Here is a 24,973-nt window from a genome sequence, read left to right on the forward strand (position 1 = left end):
GGGCTCCCTGCGGCAGTTCATCCGCCTTCCGGGCAAGAAGCGGGGCCTGCCCGGACTAATGTCGGCGGACAGAGCGACCTCAGACGACGTTGATCTTCTCGAAAATGGCTTCGGCACCAATTTCCTTGGCGTAGGTGGCCATCACGGGATCGGCGAGCTTCTTCATGGCGTCGCGCTCCTCGAAGGGAACGCGCTTGAGCTTGCCGGCCTTCTCGAGCGTGTCGAGCTTGACGACCTCTTCGCTCGACTCGAGCTGACGGCCGTAGTCGCCTGCCTCCTTGCCGGCCTTCATGATCGCGTCCTGCAGATCCTTCGGCAAGGTCTTCAGCGTCTTCACCGAGAAGCAGATCGGCCGGATCGACACCGCGTGCTGCGTCAGGCTGAGATGCGGGGCCACTTCATAGAACTTCATCGCTTCGACGCCGGCCGCCTCGTTTTCGCCGGCCGATATCACACCATTCTGAATCGCGTTGTAGATCTCGTTATAGGCGATCACCGTCGGGCTCATGCCGACCGCCGCAAACGTCTTCGACCAGATCGGCGCGCCCTGCACGCGAACCTTGAGACCCCTAAGATCGGCGAGATTCTTGAGCGGCTTGTTGGCGAAGATGTTGCGGATGCCACCGCCGGCATAACCGATCAGAACGACCTCGGCCTTCGCCGCGACCTCGTCGGCGATCGGTGTCAGGATATTGGCCTCGACGACCTTGTTCATGTGCTCGATGCCCTTGAACACGAAGGGCGCATCGATGAATGGGGCCGCCTTGGCGAAGGTCGACATATGGGCCGGCGAGACGATGCCGTAATCGACCGCCTTGCCCTGCGACATATACTCGAAATATTGCTTCTCGAGGCCGAGCGAGGAGTTCTTGTGCAGCGTGAAGTTGACGGGCTTGCCGTAGTACTTCCTCACCAGCTCCTCGAACCGGATCAGCGCCCGGTTGAAGGCATGATCGTCGTTGAACTGGACGGCGCCGTTCAGCGTGATCGGTGCTTGCGCCCTGAGGATCGACGGCATGCCGATCGTAGCCGCCGCAGCGGTCGCACCGATACCAGCGAGAAATGACCTTCGCTTCATCGTCTCCCCTCCCTTTGATGCTCCGCCCCTGTGGCCGGGGCGTGAGCGCGGCCGGCTTACGGCCGGCGTTCGGGGAGCGTATGAAAAACTACGGCGGGACGGAAGTCATTTCGCGTACGTTGTCGCTCCTCTTCGTCGCAGAGCTGCGCCTGCGCGATCTGTTGCACTGCAGCTCGCGTTCCTGCTGGCGCAAGGCCGCATGCGCCACTTCCGGCTCTCGTAAAAGCGGAAGGCTTGCGGGCCTGTGCGCTGCACGCAGAGGTCCGCCCGCCTCCCGCGAGAGGCCTAGTGCATGTGGCCAATCAGATAGATGCCGCCGCCGATCACAACGATCGCCGGCACGGCCCAGAGAATAAATACGGGCATCAACACTCTCCCTAATTGGATGTGCAGACCTTGACGGTCTTCATGCTGCTCTCAGCCTCGGTACGCGTCTTGTAGACCGTGCCCGAAGGGCTGACGACGGTCATGGAGGCGTCTGTCGGCTTCTTATCGACGACAGTGCACTTCTTGGTCTTGACGTCCTGGACGACGTAGAACTCGTCGGCCGCGAACGCTGGCATGGAGAAAGCAGCAACCATCAGTGCTGCGGTCGCAATCTTCAGCTTCATGTTTTCCTCCTCCAACTTCCGGGCAGTTTGGCCCGGTCAATTTACAACGGGAAAAAGCGGCAACTTGTTCCCTGGGCTGGGAACCTCGCTCACCCCAAGTTGTTGGTGGCACACTTAATTCTTTTGAGGAGAACGAGATGAAAAAACTGTTCCTGCTGTCCGCTGCGGCGGTCCTGATTTCGACCAGCGCTTTCGCGCAGTCCACTGTGGTGACCACCACCGGAACCGGTCACGCGGCGACAGTTCAGATCGAGCCGCAATACCGGACCAAGATCAAATCCTACATCACCGAGCACCGCGTCCGTCCGGTGACGACGAAGGAAAAGATTGTCGTCGGCGCGACGGTGCCGGGTGACGTCGAGCTTGAGGCCGTTCCGGCGGATTGGGTGCCGTCGCTGACGAAGTACCGCTATGTCTATTTCGGCGATCGCGTGATGCTGGTGGATCCGGGTTCACGCACGGTCGTTCAGGAAATCGATTGATCACGACGTGACCTCCGGCGGCTGTCGCCAGCGGCGGCCGCCCACTTGGAGTTGACCGCATGAAATCGCATCGAGAGGCCCGGATCGCCGGGCTCAGTCTGGCGGCTGTCTACGCCACGTGCCTGCTATTGACCGCGATCGCGATGATCTGACCCCCGCCCCGGCTGCATCCCAAAATCTCCCGGCCTGCTCGCGGATGCGAAAAATCGTGGCGCCGGAGAAGTGCTGCCCTTATGGTCTTGCCAAAACCATAATCTAGCGCCGCTGCGCTGGAATCGGGACGCCCGCGTTTGTCAAAGCTTACCCTGCCGGTCCGGCTCGCTCTCCTGGTCGCGGGAACGATGTTGCCGCTGATCATTTTCGCGGTCGGCATCGCCGTCTACAATTACAAGCAGGATCGAACTGACGCGACCAGCCGCGTGCTGGAGAACGTGCGCAGCATGCGCCTTGTGCTGGACTCCGAAGTGCAGCGGATGACCGGCGGCCTGCAGGTCCTGGCGCTGACGAATTCGCTGCGCAACGACGACTTCCAGAACTTCCGCCGCATCGCGCTCGGCTTCCTCGACCAGTATGGCAAGGGCGGTCTCGTGTTGATCTCCGACCGCAAGGGCCGGCTGTTGTTCTCCTCGACGACGGACGACATCGCGAGCCTGCCGCGGCGCGGCAATCTGGAGATCATCGAAAAGGTATTCGCAACCAGGTCGCCGCAATATTCCGACCTGTTCACCGGCGCGATCAACGGGCGGCAGGTGCTCACCGTCGAGGTCCCGGTATTGCGCGATGGCGAGGTGATCTACGATCTCTGCTTCAGCCCGCCGATCAGCATCTTTCAGGAGCTGCTGGAGAAGCAGCGCCCCGACCGGCTTTGGACAGTGGCCCTGCTCGACACCAAGGCCGTCGTATTCGCGCGCGCACCGAACCCTGCCGAGACGGTCGGCAAGCAGGCTTCCGGCGCGCTATACGATGCGATGTCTCGGACGTCGGAGGCAGCCCTTTCGACCGTTTCGCTCGACGGGATCGCGCTCTCCTCAGCTTTTACCAGGTCGCACCTAACCGGTTGGACGGTCGTGGCTGGCGTCGCCGAGAGCTCGTTGATCGCGCCGCTCTGGCACAACATCGCCATCACCAGCCTGATCGGCGGCATCCTGCTGCTGACCGGCCTGACCTTCGCAGTCAGGATGGCGACCACGATTGCGCGCGGTGAGATGCTGCACAATCTGCTGATTGAGGAGCTCAACCACCGGGTCAAGAACACGCTGGCCCTGATGCAGGCGATCGCGGTGCAGACCTTCCGCAGCGCCAGCCGGGACGAGCGGACCAAGTTCGAGGGACGGCTCGGCGCGCTGGCCGAAGCGCACAATCTCTTGAGCCAGGAGAAGTGGGCGGGCTCGGAGCTGAGAGGCGTTATTGCCCGCGCAATTCAGCCGTTCCTGCTCGCCAAGCCCGACCGCATCCGCATGGCCGGCCCGGCTGTGCCGCTGTCGCCGCGGCTCGCCGTGGTGCTGTCGATGATCGTGCACGAGATCGCCACCAACGCCGCGAAATACGGCGCGCTGTCCAACGAGACCGGCCGGGTGACCCTGGACTGGGAGGTCATCGCCGATGCGCCGAAGCCGCGGCTGCGGCTGATCTGGACCGAGATCGGCGGACCGCCGGTGACGGCCCCAGTGCAACGCGGCTTCGGCTCGCGCCTGATCGAGCGCAGCGCGCGCGACCAGCTCGGCGGCGAGGCAACCGTCGACTTCCTGCCGCGCGGCGTCGTCTGCACGGTGACGTGCGCGCTGGATGAGATGCGGTGAACGGAATGAAGGGGCATCGGCGATGAGAATCAACCATGTGCAGATCCTCGAAGCAAAAGCTTTCGCCGCCTGGCGGGCGTCCTCGCTCTGTTGATCAGAGCGTTGCGACCCCTGCTGAGAAGCGCGAAAACGAAAACGCTCGGATCGTACAAACTCCGTAGCGTCTTTGCTTCGTCTCAGCGCCGTCTTCATGTTCACAGAGCTGATGTCAGGCTTTCATCAGTCGGGCGGTTGCCTGACCTGCAGCGAGAAATAGCCAATCTACCCGATCGTCTGCAACGCCGGGAACGTCTCCAGCAGCCAGATGCTCACGTTCGACACCGCGCCGGTGAGGAAGCCGATGCCGGTGATCACCATCAATACGCCCATGGCGCGCTCGACGTTGACGAGCTGGCCCTTCATCCGTGCGAACAGCGCGGAGAACTGCTCGATCATCAGGGCGGCGATCAAGAAGGGAATGCCGAGGCCCGCGGAATAGACAGCGAGCAGGCCCGCGCCCTTGGTGACCGTCGCTTCGGCCGCGGCAATCGACAGGATCGCGGCGAGGATCGGGCCGATGCAGGGCGTCCAGCCGAACGCAAAGGCGAGCCCCATGATGTAGGCGCCCCAGAGCCCGACGGGCTTCGGGATCGGCAGCCGGCCCTCGCGCATCAACAGGCCGATCCGCGTCAGTCCCAGGAAGTGCAGGCCCATGATGATGATGACGATGCCTGCGAGAATCGACAGCTCGGCCGACCAGGCGCGGATCAGGCCTCCGATCAGCGAGGCACTGGCACCGAGCGCCACGAACACGGTCGAGAAGCCAAGCACGAACAGGAGTGCCGACATCATGATCGCGCGCTTGGACGCCGCGGCCGGCTGGTCGCTTTCGACATGCTCGATCGTGGCGCCCGTAAGATAGATCAGATAGGGCGGGACCAAAGGCAGGACGCACGGCGAGAGGAAGCTGACCAGGCCGGCAATCAGCGCCGCCGGAATCGAAACATTTTGCATGATGCAGTCGGAGCCATCTCAGGCCCGGCACGAGGCGCGGGGAACGCGCGCGGACCGGACCGAACCGGCTCTGGTGTAACCGATGGCTAAGAATGCGCAACAGAGGTGCGCGAAATCCAGGGCTCCTCCCGATGCCGCCCCTGATCACAGATGCGGCATCGGGATGCGCTCAAATCTCGCCGAAAAGCGAGACTCGGCGGCGCGGCTACTTCACCACGCGGAGCAGCGGACGCCGGGGCTGGACCTGCGTCTGCTTGGAAGGGGACGGCGGTTCGCTCGCAGCGCTCCGCAGCATTTCGTCGCACAATGCCTTGAGATCGGCATCGTCAATGCCTTTTAGCTTCATCCTGACGTCGAGAATGACAATGGACAGCAGCTCGGCCGACTCGCGGCTGTTGCTCGCATTGAGAACCCTGCGGCACTCCTCGAGCGTTTCCAGCACCGACTGCAAATGTTCGTCTGAATGCGACACCGGCGTTCTTTCCGTTAAATCGGCCTGCGAGACGTGGTTGTGACGACCCCTTCGGCCCCCGTGGAGCGACAAGGATAACATGAGGCCTCTGAGCCTCTGAACACGATTTCAGTGTGTCTCTGCGGTGAAACCGCGGTTCCCGCCAACATCGTCCCACGACGCCACCGGCAACCATCGGAGCGATCCGGGACCAAACGTCTGGTGTGCAGCGATTGATCCATCCGGGACGATGGCAACGGCTCGCGCGCATGAACGTCCATTGCGGACAGCTCCGACAATCCCGCAGCCATCTCAAGGCTCGCAACGGAACTCACGCAATGACCCCTCAAACGAGCAACAGTCTGCCCGATTCCAACCCCGGCAGCACTCAAATACCGCTCGCGCCGCAGTAAGGATGACGTTCAAAACTCATCACCCCGCAACCCGCCGTGGTTGTAGTTTGCGCCAGATTCTGCCAGTTTAGCAAACCGAAGGGAATTGTATGCACTCCTTGGCGGAAAGGGGCGTTCCGCTGGAAGAACGCCCAAAAACAAATATCAGCGGCCTCTCCGATTGGGACGCGGCCCGCATATTCCTGGAAGTCGTCCGATGTGGAAGTTTCCGCTCGGCGGCCGAACGCCTGTCGCTGTCGATCAACGCCGTCCGTCGCCGGATCGATGATTTCGAGCGTCAGACCGGCACCACCCTGTTCACCCGCGACGTCCACGGCACCCATCTGACCGACGAAGGTGCGACGGTGGTCTCCGCCGTCGAGCGCATGGAGGCGGCGGCCTTCGACGTGCTGCGGACCAGCGATTCGACGGCCAATGCCCTGTCCGGCGAAGTCCGCGTCGCCGTCACCGAGGGACTAGGGACGTTCTGGCTCGCACCGCGGCTGGTTGAATTCCAGCAAGCCTATCCGAAGATCCTGGTCGACCTGCATTGCGCGATGCGTTCGGCCGACGTCTCCCGCCACGAGGCCGACGTCGCCATCCATCTGTCGCGTCCCTCGGCCCTCGACGTCAAGCTGGTGCGGCTCGGCCGTATGCATCTGATGTTCTGGGCCTCGGAGAAATACATCGCAAAACATGGCGCGCCGCGCTCGGCAGCCGAATTGATCAAGCACCGCTTGGTGCTCCAATTCGCCGACCAGCTCGCCGCCAAGGAATCTTTCGAGAGTTTCTTCCCGGGCGTGTCGGAGCGTGACCTTCTGGTCATGAAGACCAACGTCTCGAGCGCTAACTACTGGGCGGTCGCGAATGGCGCCGGAATCGGCGTATTTCCGAGCTACGCCATTGCGCTTGGCGGGAAGTTGATTCCACTGGAGGTCGAGCTGAACCGACCGCTGGACATCTGGCTGTCCTACCATCCCGGTAGCGGCCGGATTCCGCGCGTGCGGCACATGATTGACTGGCTGATCGAGGCTTTCAATCCGGCTCGCTTCCCGTGGTTTAAGGAAGAGTTCGTGCATCCGCATGAATTCAACGACTCGTATATGGGCGAACCCCTGACCCAGCTCTTCGGGGGATTTTCAACCGAAGAACAACGGTGAGAAGTATGAAAACAGCGGCGAAGAGAATGAAGCAGCGCAGTGCCGGCAAGCCGGACATTGAGCTTGGCAAGCGGATCCGTCTGCGGCGCGTCGAGATGAAGATCTCGCAGGCCGAGCTCGGCGAGAAGCTTGGCGTCAGCTTCCAGCAGGTCCAGAAATACGAGAAGGGCGTCAATCGCGTCGGTGCGGCGCGGCTTCAGCAGATCGCCACCGCCCTCGACGTGCCTGTGACCTTCTTCTATGACGGCGACAACAAGGCGCGCGAAGTGGAGAGCCTGCTCTTCCTCGACAGCGCCTTCAGCCTCCGGCTGCTGCGCGCCTACAGCAAGATCAAGGACCAGACGGTGCAGCGTCAGCTCGTCTCGCTGATGGAATCGATCGCAGCGAACGAAGCCTGATTCGATCGACGCTCTGGCCTCAACGGCCGATGTTCAATCCGTCGCGTCACGGGGCGCGGCCGGATTGAACGAGCGGATTGGCTGTATCTGAGCCCGCGCGGGGTGCGCGCGGCCTTCTCGGGGCGGCATGACCGCTCCTTTTTCATGCAATTACTGCCACTCGCCCGCGGGTTTTGCTGCCCCCTCGCCGCGCCATGCGATCGCAGCACAGGCGGATGCAATACACCTCGCCCTACCCGGTTGACCGCGGCGGCGCCCGCGCCGCACATTGCCTCGCCAACGACAGCGAGCGCGCGATGTCCGACATGACCGACACGACAGAAACCGCTTACGCCGACCGCAAGATCCTCAAGCACACGACCGGCGGCGTCGGCGTGATCACCTTCAACAATCCCGACAAACGCAACGCGATGTCGCTGGAGATGTGGGAGGGATTTGGCGAGGCGCTGACCAGCCTGCGCGACGACGAGACCGTGCGCGTCGTGATCCTCCGCGGTGCCGGCGGCAAGGCGTTCGTGTCGGGCGCGGACATCAGCCAGTTCGAGAAGACGCGGCACAACGCGGCGGCGTCCGAGGAGTACGCCAAGCGCAGCGCCGCCCAGCGCGCGCTGCTCGCTGATTATCCCAAGCCGACCATCGCCTGCATCCAGGGTTTTTGCCTCGGCGGCGGCATGCAGGTCGCGATGCTTGCCGACATCCGCATCGCCTCGCACGACAGCCAGTTCGGCATTCCCGCGGCCAGGCTCGGCATCGCCTATGGCTATGAAGGCTTGCGGCACCTGGTGTCGCTGGTCGGCCCGTCCTGGGCGCGCCTGTTGATGTACACGAGCATGCGCATCGATTCCTCCGAGGCGCTGCGCATCGGCCTCGTCGAGCGCGTGATCCCCGACGATCAACTCTGGGGCGAGACCATGGGAATCGCGCAGACCATTTCCGAAAACGCGCCGCTCGCAATCAAGGCCGCCAAGATCACCATCGCGCAAGTTCTGAAGGACGAGAGCCAGCGCGACATGGACACGATCAAGACGATCGGTAACGCCTGCATGGACTCCCAGGATTTTCGTGAGGGCCGGCAGGCCTTCATGGAAAAGCGCAGGCCCAAGTTCCAGGGGCGCTGAAGCTGAACCGACGTTCAGGAAGATTAAATTCCTCGCGCTTTTCAATGCATCAGCAACCAGTTGATCTGTCGAAAGTTCTCCCGCCACCAATGAGGGAGATTGCGATGACACTCAAATTTGCTGTGCTTGGTCTGGCTGCCTTGGGCGGTGCGGCGCTCGCCTCGGGCCCCGCGCTCGCGGCAATGCCGAACGGCATTCCGCAGGCGGACAAGATTGCGAGCGGCCCGGCCGCTGAAGTCGAACAGGTGCGCTGGGTCTGTAACCCCTGGGGCCGCTGCTGGTGGCGTCCGAACTATTACCGCGCCTACGGTTTTTACGGCGGTCCGCGCTTCTACGGTCCGCGTCCGTGGGGCTGGCGTCACCACCACTGGCGCCGCTGGTGAACGACAAAGGGGCCCCAAGGGGGCCCTTTCTTTGGCTACAGCGCCGCGAGCACCGCTTTCGTAATGTCCGCCGTGCCGTTGCTGCCGCCGAACTCCATCGGCTTGATGCCGCCGGCATAGACCTGGTCCACCGCACGCTCGATCGTCTCGCCGGCCTCAGCCGCGCTCTCGATGCCGTGCTTGTCGGCGAGCCAGTCCAGCATCATCGCCGCCGACAGGATCATGCCGGTGGGATTGGCCTTGCCCTGCCCCATAATGTCGGGCGCGGTACCGTGGCAGGGCTGGAACACCGCGTACTTGTCGCCGATATCGGCCGACGGCGCCATGCCGAGGCCGCCGATCAGGCTCGCGGTGATGTCGGAGACGATGTCGCCGAACATGTTCTCCATCACCATCACGTCGAAATCCCAGGGACGCTTCACCAGCATCGCCGAGCAGGCATCGACATAGAGCCGGTCGGTCTTCACCTCCGGATGCGTCTTGGCGATCTCGTCGAAGATGCCGCGGAAGAAGGCAAAAGCCTTAAACACGTTCGCCTTGTCGACGCAGGTGAGTGCACCGGGCTTGCCGCGCGCCCTGCGCCGCTCGGCAAGGCGAAACGAAAACTCGAACAGTCGCTCGGACGTCTTGCGCGTGATCACCATGGTCTCGCGCGCGTCCTCATGGGTGACGATGCCCTTGCCCATCGAGGCGAACAGGCCTTCGGTCGACTCCCTGATCACGACGAGATCGATGCCGCGTTGCTCGGCGCCGACGATCGGGCTCGGCACGCCCGGAATGAGCCGCGCCGGACGCACGCCGGCATAGAGATCGAAGATGAAGCGCAGCTCGATCTGCGGCGCAATCTCGGTGTTGTCGGGGTAGCGCACCGACGGCAGCCCGCAGGCACCGAGCAGGATCGCGTCCGCCTCCTCGCACAGCTTGATCGTGGTGTCGGGCATCGACTTTCCGGTCGCGAGATAATTGTTGGCGCCGGCCGGGGCCTCCGTGAAGCGGAAGCTCAAATCCGATTTCTGCTCGATCCTGCGCAGCACCTCGATCGCCGGCGCCATGACTTCGGGTCCGATGCCGTCACCGGCCAGCACGGCAATGTGGAAGGCGTTATTTGCGGACATGGACGTTCCTGATCCAGGGATGTCATTCCGGGGCGGTCCGCAGGACCGAACCCGGAATCTCGAGGTTCCGGGTTCGATGCTTTGCATCGCCCCGGAACGACGATGTGAAACTACGGCGTCAGCACGGTGCGCCCGACCACCGCGCCCTGCTGCAATTGCACCAGCGCGTCGTTGGCCCTGGCGAGCGGCAGCGGCGTCACCGGGATCGGTGGCACTTTCTTCGTTCGCACCAGATCGAGCAATTCCTGCGTCTCGCGCAAATTGCCGACATAGCTGCCCTGGATCGTCACGGCCTTGATCGGAATCAGCGGCAGCGCCCAGGTCGCGCCGCCGCCGAACAGGCCGACGATGACGAGCTTGCCGCCCTTGGTCAGGCAGTCGAAGCCGAGCTGCGTCGTCGCGGCGTTGCCGACGAGGTCGATCACGGCGCGGATCGGACCGCCCGCCTTCTTGGCGAGTTGCTCCAGCGCATCCGACGCCTTGGGATCGACGGTCGCGAGCGCACCGGCCTTTTCCGCCGCCTCGCGCTTCTTCGCATCGATGTCGATCATGATCGCACCCTTGCCGTCCATCGCTTTCAAGAGCGACAGCGCCATCAGGCCAAGGCCGCCGGCGCCGAACATCACGATCGGCGTGTCGAAATGCTGCTCGACCTTCTTCAGCGCGCTGTAGGTGGTGACGCCCGAGCAGGCGTAGGGGGCGGTTGTCGCGGGATCGAGCCCCCGGAGATTGAGCAGATAGCGCGGATGCGGCACCAGCATGTGATCGGCATAACCGCCATCGCAATAGACGCCGAGCGAGCGCGGCGTCAGGCACATGTTCTCGTCGCCGCCGAGGCAGGTGGCGCATTTGCCGCAACCAATCCAGGGATAGACCAGGCCGACATCGCCGAGCTTGAGGTCGCCCTGGTCGGTCGGCTTCACGTCGGGACCGAACGCCAAAATTTCGCCGACCGTCTCGTGGCCCATCGTCAGCGGCAAATTGATGCCACGGTCCTTCAGCGACAGCGGCTTACGACCGTGACCGAGATCGTAGCCGCCCTCCCAGATGTGGAGGTCGCTGTGGCAGACGCCGGCCGCCTTGACCTTGATCAGAACCTGGGTACCCGACGGCTGCGGCGTGGGCTCGTCGACCTCCTGCAGCGGCGCCTTGAAATCGGCGACCTTGAAGCTCTTCATCGACATCCTCCCGGCATGTTCTTGTTGTCGCGCCACCATGCCATGGCCGACGCGACGAGACAAACCCCGAAGTCGTCTTAGTTTAGGCCCGCGGATGATGGCAAGCCGCGAACTGGCCGATTGCGACCTCGCGCAACTCCGGTATCTGCGCGCTGCATTGCTGATCGGCGCGCGGACAGCGGGTGCGGAAGCGGCAGCCGGACGGCGGCGCAATCGGCGATGGCGGCTCGCCGGTCGCCACACTCTCGGCGGGACGCACGTCCGGATCCGGCACCGGGATCGCCCGCAACAGCAGGTCCGTGTAGGGATGCGCAGGCCTTGCGAACAATTGCTCCGACGGCCCGACCTCGCAGAGCCGGCCGAGATACATCACCGCGACACGGTCGCTGACCGCTTTGACCACCGCGAGATCATGCGCGATGAACAGCAGCGTCAGGCCGAAGCGCGCTTTCATCTCCTCCAGCAGATTGAGAATCTGCGCGCGGATGGAGACGTCGAGCGCCGAGACGGGCTCGTCACAGACGATGAACTCAGGATTGAGCACCAGCGACCGCGCGATGCAGATGCGCTGGCACTGCCCGCCGGAGAATTCATGCGGCAAACGGCCCGCCACGATATCGGGATCGAGCCCGACCGCGACGAGCACCTCGTGAACGCGCCGCTTGCGCTCGGCAGCATCCTTGACGCCGGCGATGATCAGCGGCTCGGCGACGATGTCGCCGATACGCCGGCGCGGGTTGAGCGAGGCGATCGGATCCTGGAAGATCAGCTGCACGCGGCGGCGCATCTTGCGCAGCGCCTCGCCCTCCATCGCCGTCAGATCCTGGCCGTCGAACATCACGCGCCCGGACCTGGCGCGACGCAATTGCAGGACCGCACGCCCCAGCGTCGACTTGCCGCAGCCGGATTCACCGACCAGCCCCAGCGTCTCGCCGCGCGCGACCTCGAAGCTGACACCGGAGACGGCATGCACCGTCTTGTTGCCGAGACCATATTCGACGACGAGATTGTCGACGTTCAGCAGCGGCTCGGGGCGCACGGCAAGCTGCATCATGCGCCGATCCCCTCGGCCATCCGGATCGGATAGAAGCAGGCATAGAGATGCTCCGGCATCTCCGCGCCCTTCAGTTCGGGCTTGGCCTCGTGACAGCGCCCCGCGGCATAGCGGCAGCGCGGCGCAAAGGAGCAGCCACGCAGCGGCCGTGTCGGGTCCGGCGGACGGCCGGAGATCGCAGGCAGCAGCGTATGCGGCGCGGTGTCCAACTTCGGAATCGCCGCCAGCAGCGCCTCGGTGTAGGGCATATGCATGCGCTTGAACAGCGCCGACGTCGGTGCGCGCTCCACCACCCTGCCCGCATACATCACGGCGACCTCGTCGGCCCGGCCGGCGACCACGCCGAGATCATGGGTGATGATGATCATCGCCATGTGACGGCGGCGCTGCTCGCGCGCCAGGAGATCGAGAATCTGCGCCTGGATGGTCACGTCGAGTGCCGTGGTGGGCTCGTCCGCGATCAGCAGCTTCGGTTCGCAGGACAGCGCGATCGCGATCGCGATGCGCTGGCGCATGCCGCCGGAGCATTGATGCGGGTATTGCGCGAGCCGCTGCTCCGGTGCCGGAATGCCAACGGCCGCCAGCAGCTCAATGCTGCGCTTCCGTGCCGCCGCGGCATCCAGCTCGAGATGCTCCTGGATCGTCTCCATCAGCTGGGTGCCGATGGTGAGCACCGGATTGAGCGAGGTCATCGGATCCTGGAACACGACCGCCAGATCGCGCCCACGCAAGCGCCGCAGCCGTTCCGCATCGAGCCGCACCAGATCCTCGCCGTCGAATATCACCCGGCCGGTGAGCTTCGCCTTCTTCGGCAGCAGCTGGAGCACCGCGCGCGACAGCATGGTCTTGCCGCAGCCAGACTCACCGACGATGCCGAGCGTGCGGCCGGCCGCCAGCGACAGGTCGACGTGATCCACAGCACGCAGATTGCCGCGCGGTGTCGGCAGCTCGACCGCGACGTGCTCGATGCTCAGGAGCGGCGCGCTCACAATGCCCCCTGACGCGGGTCGGTCAGCGCCCGCAAGGTATCGCCGACAAGGTTGAAGGCCAGGACGGTCAGGAACAGCGCCGCCGCCGGCAGGAAGGCGAGCCGCGGCGCGATGTCGAGACTGTCGCGTCCTTCGCCGATCATGCTGCCCCAGCTCGCCATCGGCGGCGGCACGCCGAGACCGAGGAAGGACAGCGCGCCCTCGACCACGATGGTGACGGCGACACCGAGCAGGAAGAAGGCGAGCAGCGGCAGGATCACGTTCGGCAGCAGCTCGCGCAAGATGATGCGGGCATGGCTGGCGCCGAGCGCCTCTGCTGCAATCACGAATTCCCGCCGCGCCAGCGTCAGCGTTGCCGCGCGTGCCACCCGCATGAAGGCGGGAATGCCGAGCACGCCGAGGATCAAGGTGAGATTGGGGACGGATTGGCCGAGATAGGCGGTCACGGCCAGCGCGAAGATCAGCGGCGGAAAGGCCAGCAACACGTCCATGCTGCCGACCACCAGCATCTCGAACCGGCCGCGGAAATAGCCGGCGAGCAGGCCGAGCGCGCCGCCGAAAACGAGACTGATCATCGGCGCGATCAGCCCGACTGTCAGCGACACCCGCGCGCCAAAGATCAGGCGAGCGAACTCGTCGCGGCCGAGCCCGTCGGTGCCGAGCCAGTGCTCTCCGGAGAACGCCGCGCGGCGCTCCAGCATGTCCATGTCGGTCGGGTTCTGCAGCGGCAGCACCGGCGCGAGGATCGCGAGCGCAAGAACGATCGCGAGCCAGCCGCTCGCGAGCCAAAACAGCAGGCCGAACTTATGCCTGCCGCGAGCGGGCGCGGACGTCGCATCCCCCTGCATCGAGAGCTCAAGCGTGGCCATGGCGAATCCTGGGGTCGAGCACGGCGTAGAGCATGTCGACGATGAAGTTCACGAGCACGAAGCCGCAGGCGACCAGCAGCACCACGCCCTGGAGAATGACAAGATCGCGGGTATAGATCGCGCCGACCAGCAGCCGGCCGATGCCAGGCAGCGCAAAGATCGATTCCACGATCAGCGTGCCGCCGAGCAAGCGGCCGATATTGATCCCGGTCACCGTCACCAGCGTCAGCGACGACGGCTTGAGCGCATGCACGAACAGAATGCGCGCTGGCTTGAGGCCCTTGGCCTTGGCCAACGCGATATAGTCCTCCTGCAAGGTCGCGATCATGTCGGAGCGCAGCACGCGCATGATGCCCGGCCATTCCGCCAGCGCCAGCGTCAGCGCGGGCAGCACGAAGAAGCGCAGATTGGCCAGCGGCGCCTCCGTGAACGGCACATAGCCGGTCGCCGGCAGCCAGTGCAGCTCGACCGCGAACAGATAGATCAGGAGGATCGCGGTCAGGAAGGACGGCATCGACAGCATGGCAAAGGCGCTGCCGGTCATGAAGCGGTCGAAGGCGCCGCCGGCGCGCGCGGCACAGGCGATCGCGAGCGGCACGCCGATCAGGAGCCCGATGAACTCCGCCATCAGCATCAGCTGGAGCGAGACCGGGATGCGCTCGGCCACCGCCTGGAGCACCGTCTGTCCGGTGCGGAAGGAGCGGCCGAGATCGCCCTGCAACACATGACCGAGCCAGCTCAGGTAACGCCACCACAGCGGCTGGTCGAGCCCCATGTCACGGCGCAGCGCCGCAACGTTCTCCGGCGTCGCCTGGTCGCCGAGGATGACCAAAGCGAGATCGCCCGGCAGCAGCGATGCGATCAGGAAGGTCAGCAACGAGACGGCCAGCAGAACCGGCAGGATGGCAAGGAGCCGCCGAACGACGAAGTTCAGCATCGCGCTTTCATTCCAGCCAGGTGCTCGAGACGTCGATCACGCCGTTGTAGATTTTTGGAAAGCCTCTCAGTTTGGCGCTCGACAGCGCGTAATAGGTGTTCTGGAACGTCCAGAACCAGATCGCCTCCTTGTTGATCAGGCGGCTGATCGCGCAATAATCCTCTGTGCGCTGTGCCGGATCAGCGGTGACGCGGGCATGATCGAGCAGCCGGTCGAGCTCGGGATCTGAAAAGCCCGCGAGCGCGAGTGGGCTGCCGCTGCGGAAATTCGCATACATCTGCGGATCGGGATCGGCGAGATCGACGATGCGCCATGGCGTCAGCTGGAACTGGCGGGCGAAGGCGCGCGACGGAATGGTGGCCTGGTCGACCTGCTCAATCTCCATGTTGGCGCCGACGCGCTTCCAGAACTGCTGGAGCACCTGGCCGATCATGCGACCACGCGGCGTTGCGGTCACCAGCATCTTGAACTCGACCGGCTTGCCATAATCCTTGAGCAGCGCCTTGGCCTTCTCGACATCGAACGGCAGCGCACCGTCGTCCTTGCACTTGACCCAGGAGCCGTCGCCATAGGGATTGCTCGCGGGTCGGCTCAGGCCGTTGCTGATCGCCTGCGACATTTTTGGACGGTCGATCGCCATCACCAGCGCCTGCCGCACGCGGACGTCGTCGAACGGCGCGACCTTGGTGTTGAAGGCATAGACCTGCGCGCCCGAGCCCTTGTAGGTGTGCACGGTGAGCTTGGGATCCTTCTGCGCCCTCATGATGTTGTCGGCGTCGTTCTCGTCGTCCCAGATGATGTCGGCCTCGCCGGATTGCAGCGAGGCGAAGCGCGACTGCGCGTCCGGCAGCGGCTTTAGGATGATGCGGTCAAGATAGGGACGGCCCTTGTCCCAGTAATCGGGGTTCTTTTCCAGCACCATGCGGTCGCCCGCAGTCCAGGATTTCAGCATGTAGGGGCCGGTGCCGACGGGATTGCGATTATAGTCGTCGCCCTTGGTCTTCCAGGCCGTCGGCGAATGCACGACGTTGTTCTGGCTCTGGATGGTTATCGTCGCCGGCAGGTTCACGGCCGGATCGGTGAGATTATAGACGATGGTGTACTCGTCGGGCGCCAGCACCTCCTTGACGTTGGTGATGTAGAAGGCGCAGCGGCACTTGTTGGCGGGGTCCTTCTGCCGGTCGAAATTCTCCTTGAAAGCCTGCGCGTTGAACGGCGTGCCGTCATGGAATCTCACGCCCTGGCGCAGCTTGAAGGTCCAGCTCTTGTAATCATCGGAATGGGTCCAGGACACCGCCAGTTTTGGCGCGGCCTCCCCTTTCTCATCGAGCGTCGTCAGCGTGTCGAAGATTGCGGCGGCCGCGGTGAAGGTGGAGGTGTCGTAGACGCCGACCTTGAGCGGATCGAACCCTGCAATTTCCAACTCCTGTCCGACGGTGATGCTGCCGCCCGATTTCTGCGCTTGCGCAGGCGCGGCCAGAGCAAATGCCGCGACGAGGAAAATCGGCACGCGCTTGCGTGCGAGTGCAGCCGCCTTCGTCATGATTCCTCCCAGGATCCCTCGTCCGATGTTTCGGATCGTTGAATGACTCGGGAGCGAGATTGGCGACAAATGTCCGCCACGGCAAGAGGAACGCACGAGGGTTCGAGCGCCGCATGCCGCGGCGCGTTGCGTTCAGCGCGTCGCGGCCGTTTTGCCTGACGGAATTGGCGCATCGCTCGCAAGGCCGATCTCGGCGCGCAGCGCATCCGTGTGCTCGCCGAGCACGGCCATCGTCTCGGCTGGCGCGGTGTCCGCGCCCGACATCCGGAACGGCAAATTGAGCACCTGGAAGGAGCCGCCTTCATCCCGCACCTCGGACAGCGCCTGCCGTTGCGCGAGCTGCGGATCAGCCAGCGCTTCGGACACGGTGCGATAGGCCGAGGCGGGGACGCCGGCCGCGCCGAGCGCGGCAAGGCATGCATCGGTCGTGAGCTGCCGTGACCAGGCTTCGACGCCGTCCATCATCTCGGCCCAGTTCTCGCGGCGCGCGGCGTAGGTCGAAAAGCGCGGATCGGAAATCCATTGGGGGCGGCCGATCACCTCCATCAGACCCCGAAAGGTCTTCTCGCTGGCGATTGTGATCATGACGTAGCCGCTGGCCGTCTCCGTCGGCCCGAACATCGGGCGCGGCGGCGGCTTCACGGCGAATTGCGAACTCTGCAACTCGGTCAGCGTCAGCGACAGCATCGTTTCCAGCATGGAAACGTCGATATGCTGGCCAAGGCCCGTCACGGTGCGCTGATAGAGCGCGGACGCGATCGCGCCGAAGCCGTAGGTGCCAGTGACGACGTCGGCATGGTAGATGCCGCAATAGTCGGGACGGCTGCGGCCGGGCTGGTAGGCGAGATGCGCCATGTCGTAGCCCGAGGCCGCATGGATCACCGGCGCATAGGCCGGCAGTTCGGCCGAGGGCCCGGTCTGGCCGTAGCCGGAGATCGAGCAGTAGATCAGCCTTGGGTTGATCTGACGCATGCTGTCGTAGTCGAGCCGCAGCCGGCGCATCACCCCCGGGCGGAAGTTCTCGACGAGGATGTCTGATGTCGCGGCCAGCCGGCGCACCGCCTCCTTGCCGTCCTCGGATTTGAGGTCGAGCACCACGCTCTTCTTGCCGACATTGAGCTGGCCGAACGTGGTGCTGCAACCCTTGCGGAGCGGTGGTCGGGTCCGCATCGTCTCTCCGCCGTCGCTCTCGATTTTGATGACCTCAGCGCCCATATCGGCGAGCATCCGCGTGCAATGGGGACCGGCAATCGTGGTCGAAAAATCCAGGACCCGCAGGCCCGCAAAGGCCTTTGTCGTCTTCCCCTCATGCTTATCTGCTAGCTGCATCCGCGGAGCCCCATGGAACCTTCAGTGTTCTTTGTTGTTGATGCGCCGACCCTAGAGGGCGGCGGCTGAGTAGGAAAGTCTTTACCGAACGGTCAGGCCGCGTGGGCGGGGATTTGAGTGTGACGGCAACTGGACCCGTTCTTGCATAGAGGCAAGCGGGCTCGGCAGAGGGCAGCTGTTCTTGAGGGTCTTGTTCGTCACGACAGAGATGGACGACTTCGTCCGCGTCGGCGGACTTGGCGCCGTTTCCGCGGCCCTTCCTCGCGCCCTTCGCTCCTTTGCCGATATCCGGATCATGCTGCCCGGCTATCGCGACATCATCGAGCAACTCACGCACATTCAAATCGTTGGCCGCTGTCCGGCATTTGCGGAGATGCCGGCCTGCTCGCTCGGACGGGCCGCGACCAAGGATGGCCTGCCGGTCTACGTGCTGTTGTGCTCACAGCTCTACGACCGGCCCGGCAATCCCTATGGCGACGAATCCGGGCGCGACTGGCCCGACAATGACATCCGCTTCGCGCGCCTTGCCTCGGCCGCCGCTGAGCTGGCCATGGGCACGCTGGACAAGAATTGGGCAGCAGACCTGATCCATGCCAATGACTGGCAGGCCTCGCTCGTGCCGGCCTATCTCGCCTGGCGCGGCGCCAAGCTGCCGTCGATCCTGACCATCCACAATCTCGCCTATCAGGGTCTCTTCCCGAAGGACTCGCTGCGGCGGATCGGCGCTCCGGAGAGCTCGTTCCACATTGACGGCGTCGAATTCTACGACCAGGTCTCGTTCCTCAAGGCGGGGCTGGTCTATGCCTCTCACCTCACCACGGTCAGCGGTACCTATGCGCGCGAGATCACGACGGCCGAATACGGCTGCGGCCTCGAAGGCCTGCTTCGCGTCCGCTCCGACGCGGCCGAGCTCACCGGCATCCTCAACGGCATCGACGAGAGCTGGGACCCACGCTCCTGCGCACAGCTCGCCCAGCAATTCGGCGCGGGCGACTGGGTCGGCAAGAAAGCGAATGCGGACTACGTGCGCAAGCAGTTCGGGCTTGCGGTCTCACGCGGTCCCATGTTCGGCATCGTTGCCCGCCTTGTGCACCAGAAGGGCATCGACCTCGTGCTGTCGGCCGCCGACGAGATCGTCGATGCCGGCGGGCAGATCGTGGTCACCGGCTCCGGTGAGCCGGCGCTCGAGCAAGCCTTGATCGACGCGCACCGGCGCCGCCCCGACGCCATCGGGGTCGTGATCGGCTTCAACGACGCCCAGGCCCGCCGTATTTTCGCCGGCAGCGATTTCACCCTGATGCCCTCACGCTTCGAGCCATGCGGGCTCAGCCAGATGTACGCGCAGCGCTTCGGCTCGCTGCCGATCGGACACCAGACCGGCGGCCTTGCCGAAACCATCACTGACGGCGAGACCGGCTTCCTGTTCTCAAGACCCTCGCGTGAATCCTTCCTCGGCGGCGTCCGCCGCGCGTTCGAGGCGTTCATGGCGCAGGACCAGCTCGATACCATGCGTCGCAGCGCGATGGGACGATCGTTCTCCTGGAGCATCTCGGCCGGCAGCTACAGCGCGCTATACCGGAAGCTGGCGTCGGTGTGAGGCGACACTGTCATTCCAGGGCGCGCCTCTTGGCGCCAGCCCGGAATCCATCGTACCGCCGGAATGACGGAGGAATAACGGCACCCCGTGAACGGCACGACCGGACACACTTGGCTTTGAGACTCTACTTCCCCCGCACATCCATCTGCGGCCGCCCGATCCAGGCTCTGTTGAGGCATCGGGTCAGCCAGTCGGGCTGCGGCTCGCCGCGCAGCCGCGCCTGCGCCTCCTGATAGGGCCCGACATAGCGCAGCCTGTCGGGCAATCTCGGATAGACACGCCGTATCCATTTCAGCGCGTGATCGGCAGTTGTGATGTCCCGCTCATCGAGCTCAAATCCGAAGCCGGCTCGCAAGCGTTCCGGCAGCATCCTCGCCGTGAGCGCGCGATACCATCGCGGCGGCCGCAACCAGGGACGGGCGCCGCTGAAGATCTGCTCCGCGATCTCGCGCGCCGCCGGGCTGACGGTCAGCGTGTCCGACTGCGCCATCGCCTTGGTGTAGGCTGCAAAGCCCGACCAGTCCGCCGGCAGATCATCCCCCGTCAGTCCGAACAGGGCGCCGTACAGCCGGGCCTCGCTCCAATAGCGCTCGCGCTCCTCCGCCGAGAGTGGCGGCAGCACCAGATCATGCGCCATCAGCGCGGTCTCGACCAGCGTCGCATGGACCCAGCGGAGCGAGGGAATGTCGTTGGCGCAGTAGCGCGAGCCGGCCGCGAACGGACCGACGGTCTCGGGCATCTCGCCGACGATCATGCTGTGGCGCCGGTGCAACTGCCGCGACGACCGCAGCGCCCGGTCCAGCGAGCCGAACACCATGGTAAAGACGACGTCGAAAGTGCGATGGAAGCGGCCGATCGGATCGGCAAGAGTGCGCGAATGCTCGGCGATCGCCGCCGCGACCCATGGATGCGCCAGTTGCAGCAGCAGCGCACGGCCGGCGCCGAGGAAGATGACGGCTTCCCGGTCGATCTGCCAGGTCAGTGAGGCCGGACCGAACACGCCTGCGACCGGTCCCGCCGCGTTCGCGCGCAGCCTATCGAGCGACGCCTCCAGATCTTTTTCACCAACCAATTGCAAGCCTCGCGACGAAGACATGGCGACAATAGCCCGGACCGCGCGCCTGCGAAATCGCCATCGCGCAAAACAATGACGAACAAGGCTCTCAGTCCGCCGCAATCGGCAGTGCGTCCATATCGGCTTCGTCGGACAGGCGGCCTCCGACAACCGCGGCATCGCCGGCGGCACCTATCTTGCCTGCTATTTCTGTGGCGGACTGGTCGGCACGGCCGTGCTGGGGCGACTGTTCGACGCTTTCGGCTGGCACGCTTGCGTGGCCGGCGTGGGCGCTACGCCGGCAACGAATTGAGCATCACCAGGATGGACGATCCGGTGCTGCAGTCATACCCGCGCGCCGCGTCTCCGGCATCACGAACAGAATCAGCAGAAGCCCCGTCGCGGCGACCCCGGATAGTCCGATGAATGCGGTGGCGTTGCCGAACTTGTCGCTGACATAGCCGCCAAGCGCGGTGCTCAAGGACGCACCGATGCCGGTCGCAGTGCCGACGATGCCCTGCGCCAGGTTGAAGTGACCGCTGCCGAAGGCAACGTCGGCGACGATCAGCGGAATCATCACCGCGAACACGGCCGCGGTGAGGCCGTCGAACACCTGCACCAGCACGAGTAGATAGGGATCGCGCACGGTTGCGAACAACAGACCGCGAATCGTCAACGCGCCGAATCCGATCAGAAGCAGCGGCCGCCGGCCCCAGAGTTGTGCCTTGCGCCCGACGGTCGGCGACAGCAGCGCCACGATCGCCTGCGGGACGACGATGCAAAAGGCGACGAGCACCGTCGCCCACTGGCTCGACCGGGCCGTCACCGCGCTCGCCATCAGCGGCATCATCGCCGCGTTCGCGAGCTGCAACAAGAGCACGCTCAGCGCGAACACGATCAGCGGACGCTGCTGAATCAGGTGCCAGACATTGGTGTCGCCGCGATCGGCTGCCTCAGGCGGCATCTCACCGTGACAGCGCGCGATGTCGACCTCGTGCTCGCGGATGCGCGAAAGCGCGATCAGGGTCGGGATCGCGAGCAGGAAGGTGACCAGGAATACCGAGCGGCTCGACAGCAGATAGCCGGCGGTGCCCATTACTGCCGCCGCGACGCCGTTGCCGAGCGAGGCAAAGCGCGCATTGCGGCCAAGACGCTCGCCGATCGCGAGCGGACCGACGAGGCCGAGGCTGATCGCGGCAATCGCCGGCCCCAGCACGCAGCTCGCCATCGCATGCAGGGTGGCGGCGGTCACCACCACTGGGAAGATCGGCATCGCGGCGTAGGCCAGCGCGCAGCAGCCGATGGTGGCAATCGCAAGCGCGGCCACCAGCCGTTCCGATTTCGCCGCATCGATGATTGCCCCGCCCGGCATCTGCCCGATCAGGGCGACGATGCCGCCGATCGACAGCACGAGGCCGATCTCGACCTGGGTCCATTTCTGCGTCGTGAGGTAAACCGCGATGAACGGACCAAATCCGGTCTGCACATCGGCGAGGAAGAAGATGAACCAGTCGAGCCCGCGCAGGCTCTGGCGCGACGGTGCCGGAAGGCCTACAGCCGGTAGCGCGGCGACGTGGTCCTGCTCAACGGGGCCGTCGCGATCTGCATGTTTCGGCTTGCTCGACAACAGCACAGGCGGTCAGCCCTCCGGGCACCTCACTGAATCGCTTGCAGCGGTTGAAGGCTGCCGGACGCGCCGAGCACCACGATCGGCGTGTCTTCCTTGTATTCCGGCGCGGCCGCGACCTGCGCTTTGGTCAATTCCAGCGTGATGCTGTCCTTCTTGTTGGCGATCTTGCCGAAGCGCAGCGCGTTCCAGTCCACCACGATCTTACGGCTGCCGACGCCGAGAAAGCCGCCGAAATCGATCGCCGCCGCGCGCACATGGCCGGTGCGATCGACGATGACGTCGACGATACGGCCCATGTCTTCGCCGGCGGCGCTGCGCACGTCGCGGCCGAGGACGCCATGCGCCTCGCTCGCGCCGATGATGGTTACCGAGGGCGGCGGGGCGGCATCCTTCGGAGTGACCGGAACGGTCGAGGCCGGCGGCTGTGCCGGCGGCGGCGCATTCGCTTCGCTCTGGCTCGCGGGCTGATCCTCCGCGGCGTGCGAGGGCGCAGCCGCCAGGCCCGCGACGATGGCTACGCCCATGATCAGCGCTCCGATGGCACGCATCACACCCTCCTCACGGCACGCCGCTAGCGCGCCAGCACGATCGAGACCTGGATCTGGCCGCGCGTGCGCAACACTTCCAGCGCCACGTCATCGGCGTGGCGGCTGACGCGCAGATCCACGCTGGACTCGCCCAGCCGCACATCGCGCAGGATCACCTCGTTCAGGAACGCCGGCAGATGCGGATTGCGCAGGCGAATCTCCCCGCGCGCCACGTCGAACTCGATGCCGAGCGCCGCCTCCAGCAACGTGAACGGCGTCGCGCTGGCCCAGGCCTGCGGCGCGCAGGCGACCGGATACAGCGTCGGACCGCGCCGCTTCTCACGCCGGAAGCCACAGAACAATTCGGGCAGCCGACGCAAATCCATATAGGTCGCCGCGTCGAACAGCCCCTTGAAGACATGCGCCACCGAATGCTTGAGGCCGTAGCGCGCGAGCCCGAGCGCGATCAGCGCGTTGTCGTGCGGCCAAATCGACCCGTCATGATAGGACATCGGGTTGTAGCGCACCTCGCCTTGCGCGACGGTGCGGATGCCCCAGCCCGAGTAGAAATGCGGCCGCATCAGATCGGCGGCGACCAGACGGGCGCGGTCCTCGCGGATCATGCCGCTGAACAACACCTGCCCGGCATTCGAGGTCCGCACCTTGCAGGGGCGCTTCTTGCCGTCGAGGGCGAGCGCATAGGTGCCGAGCTCCTCGCACCAGAACGCCTTCTCGAAGTGCTCGGCCAGCGCCTTGGCTTCGGCCTCGAGCTGGCGCGCGCGGTCCGGCTTGCCGAGCCGCAGAGCACAGCGCGCCGCCGACTGCTTGGCCGCGTAGACGTAGCCCTGGACTTCGGCGAGCGCGATGTTGCCTTCCGCGAGCTGGCCGTCAGCATGGAAGATCGCGTCGTAGGAATCCTTCCAGCCCTGGTTGGCGAGTCCTTTCTCCGTCGCGCGCTGGTATTCGACGAAACCGTCCTGATCGGGATCGCCGGGGCCGTCGATCCAGGCGAGCCCGGCCTCGATCGCCGGCCACAGCTCGATCAACGTGGCCTCGTCGCCGGTACGTTCGAAATAGCTTCCCGCGAGCAGGACGAATAGCGCGGTCGAATCGACGCTGCCGTAATATTGGGAGAACGGCACCTCGCCCAACGCTGCCATCTCGCCGCCGCGCATCTCGTGCAGGATCTTTCCGGGCGCGGCGTCGGCGAGCGGATCGACCGCCTTCGCCTGGAAGTGCGCAAGGCGCCGCAATACGCCCTTGGCGACGCGCGGATCGACCCAGAGCATCTGGAGCGCGGTGATCAGGCCGTCGCGGCCGAACGTCGTCGAGTACCAGGGAATGCCGGCATAGGGATAACGCCCTTGCGGCGTCTCCGTCATCAGCATGTTGAGGTCGGCCATGGCCTGGCACAGCACCTCGTTGAAGATGTTGTTGGAGGTCTCGATGCTAGCGGCGCCCATGGTCGACTGCCGCATCTCGCGGCGGTGCGCCAAGAGGCCGGGGAAGAATCGCGCCGGCTTTTCGGTCACGGGCCGGTTGCAGGAGACGGCAACGAACAGCGATCTGGCCTCGTGCGGGTCGAGCTCGAGCTGCCAAGTCGCAGCATTGACCGACAGCCGCGTCGGACGCGGATCGAAATGCAGGCCAGTGATGCGCTCGGCCTCGTCGAGGCCGCGATACTCGAACAACACGTCGGTCGGACCTAACAAGCGGCTCGTACCGGTGCCACGGCGCGGGCGCCGCTCGCCGCGGACCTCGAACAGGTCGGCAAAGTCGTTGTCGAACAGCAGCGTCAGCTCGAAGCTGGCGCGTGCGTCGCCGTGGTTCTGCACGCCGATGCGCTGATAAGCGCTACCGCGCCACAGGAAGATCGTGCGCACGATGTGCAGCAGATCCTTTTGGAACACGAGGCGGCCCTGACGGTAGATGTCGGGATTGGTGAGATCGACCGTCAACGCCGAATTGTCGTCGCGGAGGTTCGAGCCGAGCAGCAGCGGCTGAAGATCGTCGAGCACGAGCTCCAGCCGCGCCAGGTAGCGCGTGTCGTAGTGAAACAGCCCGTCCGGCCCGCCCGCCGAAGCGCCGATGTCGCCGTGGCTGTCGAGCACGACGAAGGTATCGTCGTGCTTGAGGGACCGCCGCGGCCGGGCGGCGGGTCCCGTCATCGGAATGTAGAACGTCTGCTCCGCGACGGCCTCCACCGTCTGGGACACGGAAATGATCTGGGTTACGGTTTCGGCTGCCATGAGCTGCTCCCCTGCGCCTTGATTCGAAACGCAACCA

The 24,973-nt window shown here is 64.8% G+C and carries 23 protein-coding genes and 1 pseudogene; 8 read left to right on the top strand and 16 right to left on the bottom strand.

Annotated elements, in window-relative coordinates:
• Nucleotides 1–79 precede the first annotated feature (79 nt).
• On the bottom strand, nt 80–1,078 hold the full coding sequence (locus IVA91_RS12975; RefSeq protein WP_247279285.1) for a TRAP transporter substrate-binding protein: 999 nt from the start codon (nt 1,076–1,078) through the stop codon (nt 80–82).
• A gap of 377 nt (nt 1,079–1,455) precedes the next feature.
• Entirely contained in the window at nt 1,456–1,689 is a 234-nt protein-coding gene (locus IVA91_RS12980) for a hypothetical protein (RefSeq protein WP_247279284.1), read from the bottom strand.
• A 137-nt stretch (nt 1,690–1,826) separates the two neighbouring features.
• Between IVA91_RS12980 and IVA91_RS12985 the strand changes: the two genes are divergently transcribed.
• Nucleotides 1,827–2,171 (top strand): DUF1236 domain-containing protein, encoded by a 345-nt coding sequence (locus IVA91_RS12985; RefSeq protein ID WP_247458817.1) that lies wholly within the window; start codon nt 1,827–1,829, stop codon nt 2,169–2,171.
• A gap of 341 nt (nt 2,172–2,512) precedes the next feature.
• A complete protein-coding gene (locus IVA91_RS12990; RefSeq protein WP_247279337.1) occupies nt 2,513–3,970 on the top strand; it encodes a sensor histidine kinase in 1,458 nt (485 codons plus the stop codon).
• 261 nt (nt 3,971–4,231) lie between these two features.
• Here IVA91_RS12990 and IVA91_RS12995 read toward each other — a convergent pair whose 3' ends face one another.
• Both IVA91_RS12995 and IVA91_RS13000 read right to left on the bottom strand, forming a co-directional pair.
• Entirely contained in the window at nt 4,232–4,963 is a 732-nt protein-coding gene (locus IVA91_RS12995) for a cytochrome c biogenesis protein CcdA (protein ID WP_247279282.1), read from the bottom strand.
• A 205-nt stretch (nt 4,964–5,168) separates the two neighbouring features.
• Entirely contained in the window at nt 5,169–5,435 is a 267-nt protein-coding gene (locus IVA91_RS13000) for a hypothetical protein (RefSeq protein ID WP_346015484.1), read from the bottom strand.
• A 481-nt stretch (nt 5,436–5,916) separates the two neighbouring features.
• Between IVA91_RS13000 and IVA91_RS13005 the strand changes: the two genes are divergently transcribed.
• From IVA91_RS13005 to IVA91_RS13020, 4 genes are all read left to right on the top strand, one after another.
• Entirely contained in the window at nt 5,917–6,966 is a 1,050-nt protein-coding gene (locus IVA91_RS13005) for a LysR family transcriptional regulator (protein ID WP_247279281.1), read from the top strand.
• 26 nt (nt 6,967–6,992) lie between these two features.
• Nucleotides 6,993–7,364 (top strand): helix-turn-helix transcriptional regulator, encoded by a 372-nt coding sequence (locus IVA91_RS13010; RefSeq protein WP_014497036.1) that lies wholly within the window; start codon nt 6,993–6,995, stop codon nt 7,362–7,364.
• Between the two features lie 296 nt (nt 7,365–7,660).
• Nucleotides 7,661–8,482: an enoyl-CoA hydratase gene (locus tag IVA91_RS13015; RefSeq protein ID WP_247279335.1), complete on the top strand. Its 822-nt coding sequence runs from the start codon at nt 7,661–7,663 to the stop codon at nt 8,480–8,482.
• 104 nt (nt 8,483–8,586) lie between these two features.
• Nucleotides 8,587–8,865, top strand: coding sequence for a hypothetical protein (locus tag IVA91_RS13020; RefSeq protein WP_247279280.1), 279 nt, complete (start codon nt 8,587–8,589; stop codon nt 8,863–8,865).
• 35 nt (nt 8,866–8,900) lie between these two features.
• Here IVA91_RS13020 and IVA91_RS13025 read toward each other — a convergent pair whose 3' ends face one another.
• From IVA91_RS13025 to IVA91_RS13060, 8 genes are all read right to left on the bottom strand, one after another.
• Complete coding sequence (locus IVA91_RS13025) at nt 8,901–9,980, bottom strand: isocitrate/isopropylmalate dehydrogenase family protein (RefSeq protein ID WP_247279279.1); 1,080 nt, start codon at nt 9,978–9,980, stop codon at nt 8,901–8,903.
• A 110-nt stretch (nt 9,981–10,090) separates the two neighbouring features.
• A complete protein-coding gene (locus IVA91_RS13030; protein WP_247279278.1) occupies nt 10,091–11,158 on the bottom strand; it encodes an alcohol dehydrogenase in 1,068 nt (355 codons plus the stop codon).
• Nucleotides 11,159–11,240: 82 nt separating this feature from the next.
• Nucleotides 11,241–12,212, bottom strand: a complete 972-nt coding sequence (locus tag IVA91_RS13035; protein ID WP_247279277.1) for an oligopeptide/dipeptide ABC transporter ATP-binding protein — start codon at nt 12,210–12,212, stop codon at nt 11,241–11,243.
• Complete coding sequence (locus IVA91_RS13040) at nt 12,209–13,201, bottom strand: ABC transporter ATP-binding protein (protein ID WP_247279276.1); 993 nt, start codon at nt 13,199–13,201, stop codon at nt 12,209–12,211. Before IVA91_RS13040 ends, IVA91_RS13035 begins: the two co-directional genes overlap by 4 nt.
• Nucleotides 13,198–14,070, bottom strand: a complete 873-nt coding sequence (locus tag IVA91_RS13045) for an ABC transporter permease (protein ID WP_247279275.1) — start codon at nt 14,068–14,070, stop codon at nt 13,198–13,200. Before IVA91_RS13045 ends, IVA91_RS13040 begins: the two co-directional genes overlap by 4 nt.
• Nucleotides 14,057–15,007, bottom strand: coding sequence for an ABC transporter permease (locus IVA91_RS13050; RefSeq protein WP_247279274.1), 951 nt, complete (start codon nt 15,005–15,007; stop codon nt 14,057–14,059). The genes IVA91_RS13045 and IVA91_RS13050 overlap by 14 nt, the downstream gene beginning before the upstream one ends.
• A 7-nt stretch (nt 15,008–15,014) precedes the next feature.
• On the bottom strand, nt 15,015–16,550 hold the full coding sequence (locus tag IVA91_RS13055; RefSeq protein ID WP_247279273.1) for an ABC transporter substrate-binding protein: 1,536 nt from the start codon (nt 16,548–16,550) through the stop codon (nt 15,015–15,017).
• A 132-nt stretch (nt 16,551–16,682) separates the two neighbouring features.
• A complete protein-coding gene (locus IVA91_RS13060; RefSeq protein ID WP_247279272.1) occupies nt 16,683–17,879 on the bottom strand; it encodes a CaiB/BaiF CoA-transferase family protein in 1,197 nt (398 codons plus the stop codon).
• A 181-nt stretch (nt 17,880–18,060) separates the two neighbouring features.
• Here IVA91_RS13060 and glgA point away from each other — a divergent pair, with 181 nt between their 5' ends.
• Complete coding sequence (gene glgA / locus IVA91_RS13065; protein ID WP_247449696.1) at nt 18,061–19,476, top strand: glycogen synthase GlgA; 1,416 nt, start codon at nt 18,061–18,063, stop codon at nt 19,474–19,476.
• A gap of 124 nt (nt 19,477–19,600) precedes the next feature.
• Here the strand turns inward: glgA and IVA91_RS13070 are convergent, their stop codons facing one another.
• Nucleotides 19,601–20,548 carry an oxygenase MpaB family protein gene (locus IVA91_RS13070; RefSeq protein ID WP_247279270.1) on the bottom strand — a complete coding sequence of 316 codons (948 nt, stop codon included), beginning with the start codon at nt 20,546–20,548 and terminating at the stop codon, nt 19,601–19,603.
• A 124-nt stretch (nt 20,549–20,672) separates the two neighbouring features.
• On the opposite strand from IVA91_RS13070, the pseudogene IVA91_RS13075 reads away from it, so the two are divergent.
• Nucleotides 20,673–20,843, top strand: a pseudogene (locus tag IVA91_RS13075) (MFS transporter); the annotation flags it as partial.
• Between the two features lie 3 nt (nt 20,844–20,846).
• On the opposite strand, the gene IVA91_RS13080 reads toward IVA91_RS13075, so the two are convergent.
• Genes IVA91_RS13080 through IVA91_RS13090 form a run of 3 tightly spaced genes read right to left on the bottom strand, consistent with a single transcriptional unit; the run spans nt 20,847 to nt 24,936 of the window.
• The gene (locus IVA91_RS13080) at nt 20,847–22,163 is read right to left on the bottom strand and encodes an MFS transporter (RefSeq protein WP_247279269.1); all 1,317 of its coding nucleotides are present in this window, start codon (nt 22,161–22,163) and stop codon (nt 20,847–20,849) included.
• Between the two features lie 23 nt (nt 22,164–22,186).
• A complete protein-coding gene (locus IVA91_RS13085; protein WP_247279268.1) occupies nt 22,187–22,708 on the bottom strand; it encodes a PRC-barrel domain-containing protein in 522 nt (173 codons plus the stop codon).
• Nucleotides 22,709–22,731: 23 nt separating this feature from the next.
• A complete protein-coding gene (locus IVA91_RS13090; RefSeq protein WP_247279267.1) occupies nt 22,732–24,936 on the bottom strand; it encodes an amylo-alpha-1,6-glucosidase in 2,205 nt (734 codons plus the stop codon).
• Between the last annotated feature and the right edge of the window lie 37 nt (nt 24,937–24,973).

The organism is Bradyrhizobium sp. 153 (assembly GCF_023073835.1).
In the GTDB taxonomy this organism is placed as follows: Bacteria; Pseudomonadota; Alphaproteobacteria; order Rhizobiales; family Xanthobacteraceae; genus Bradyrhizobium.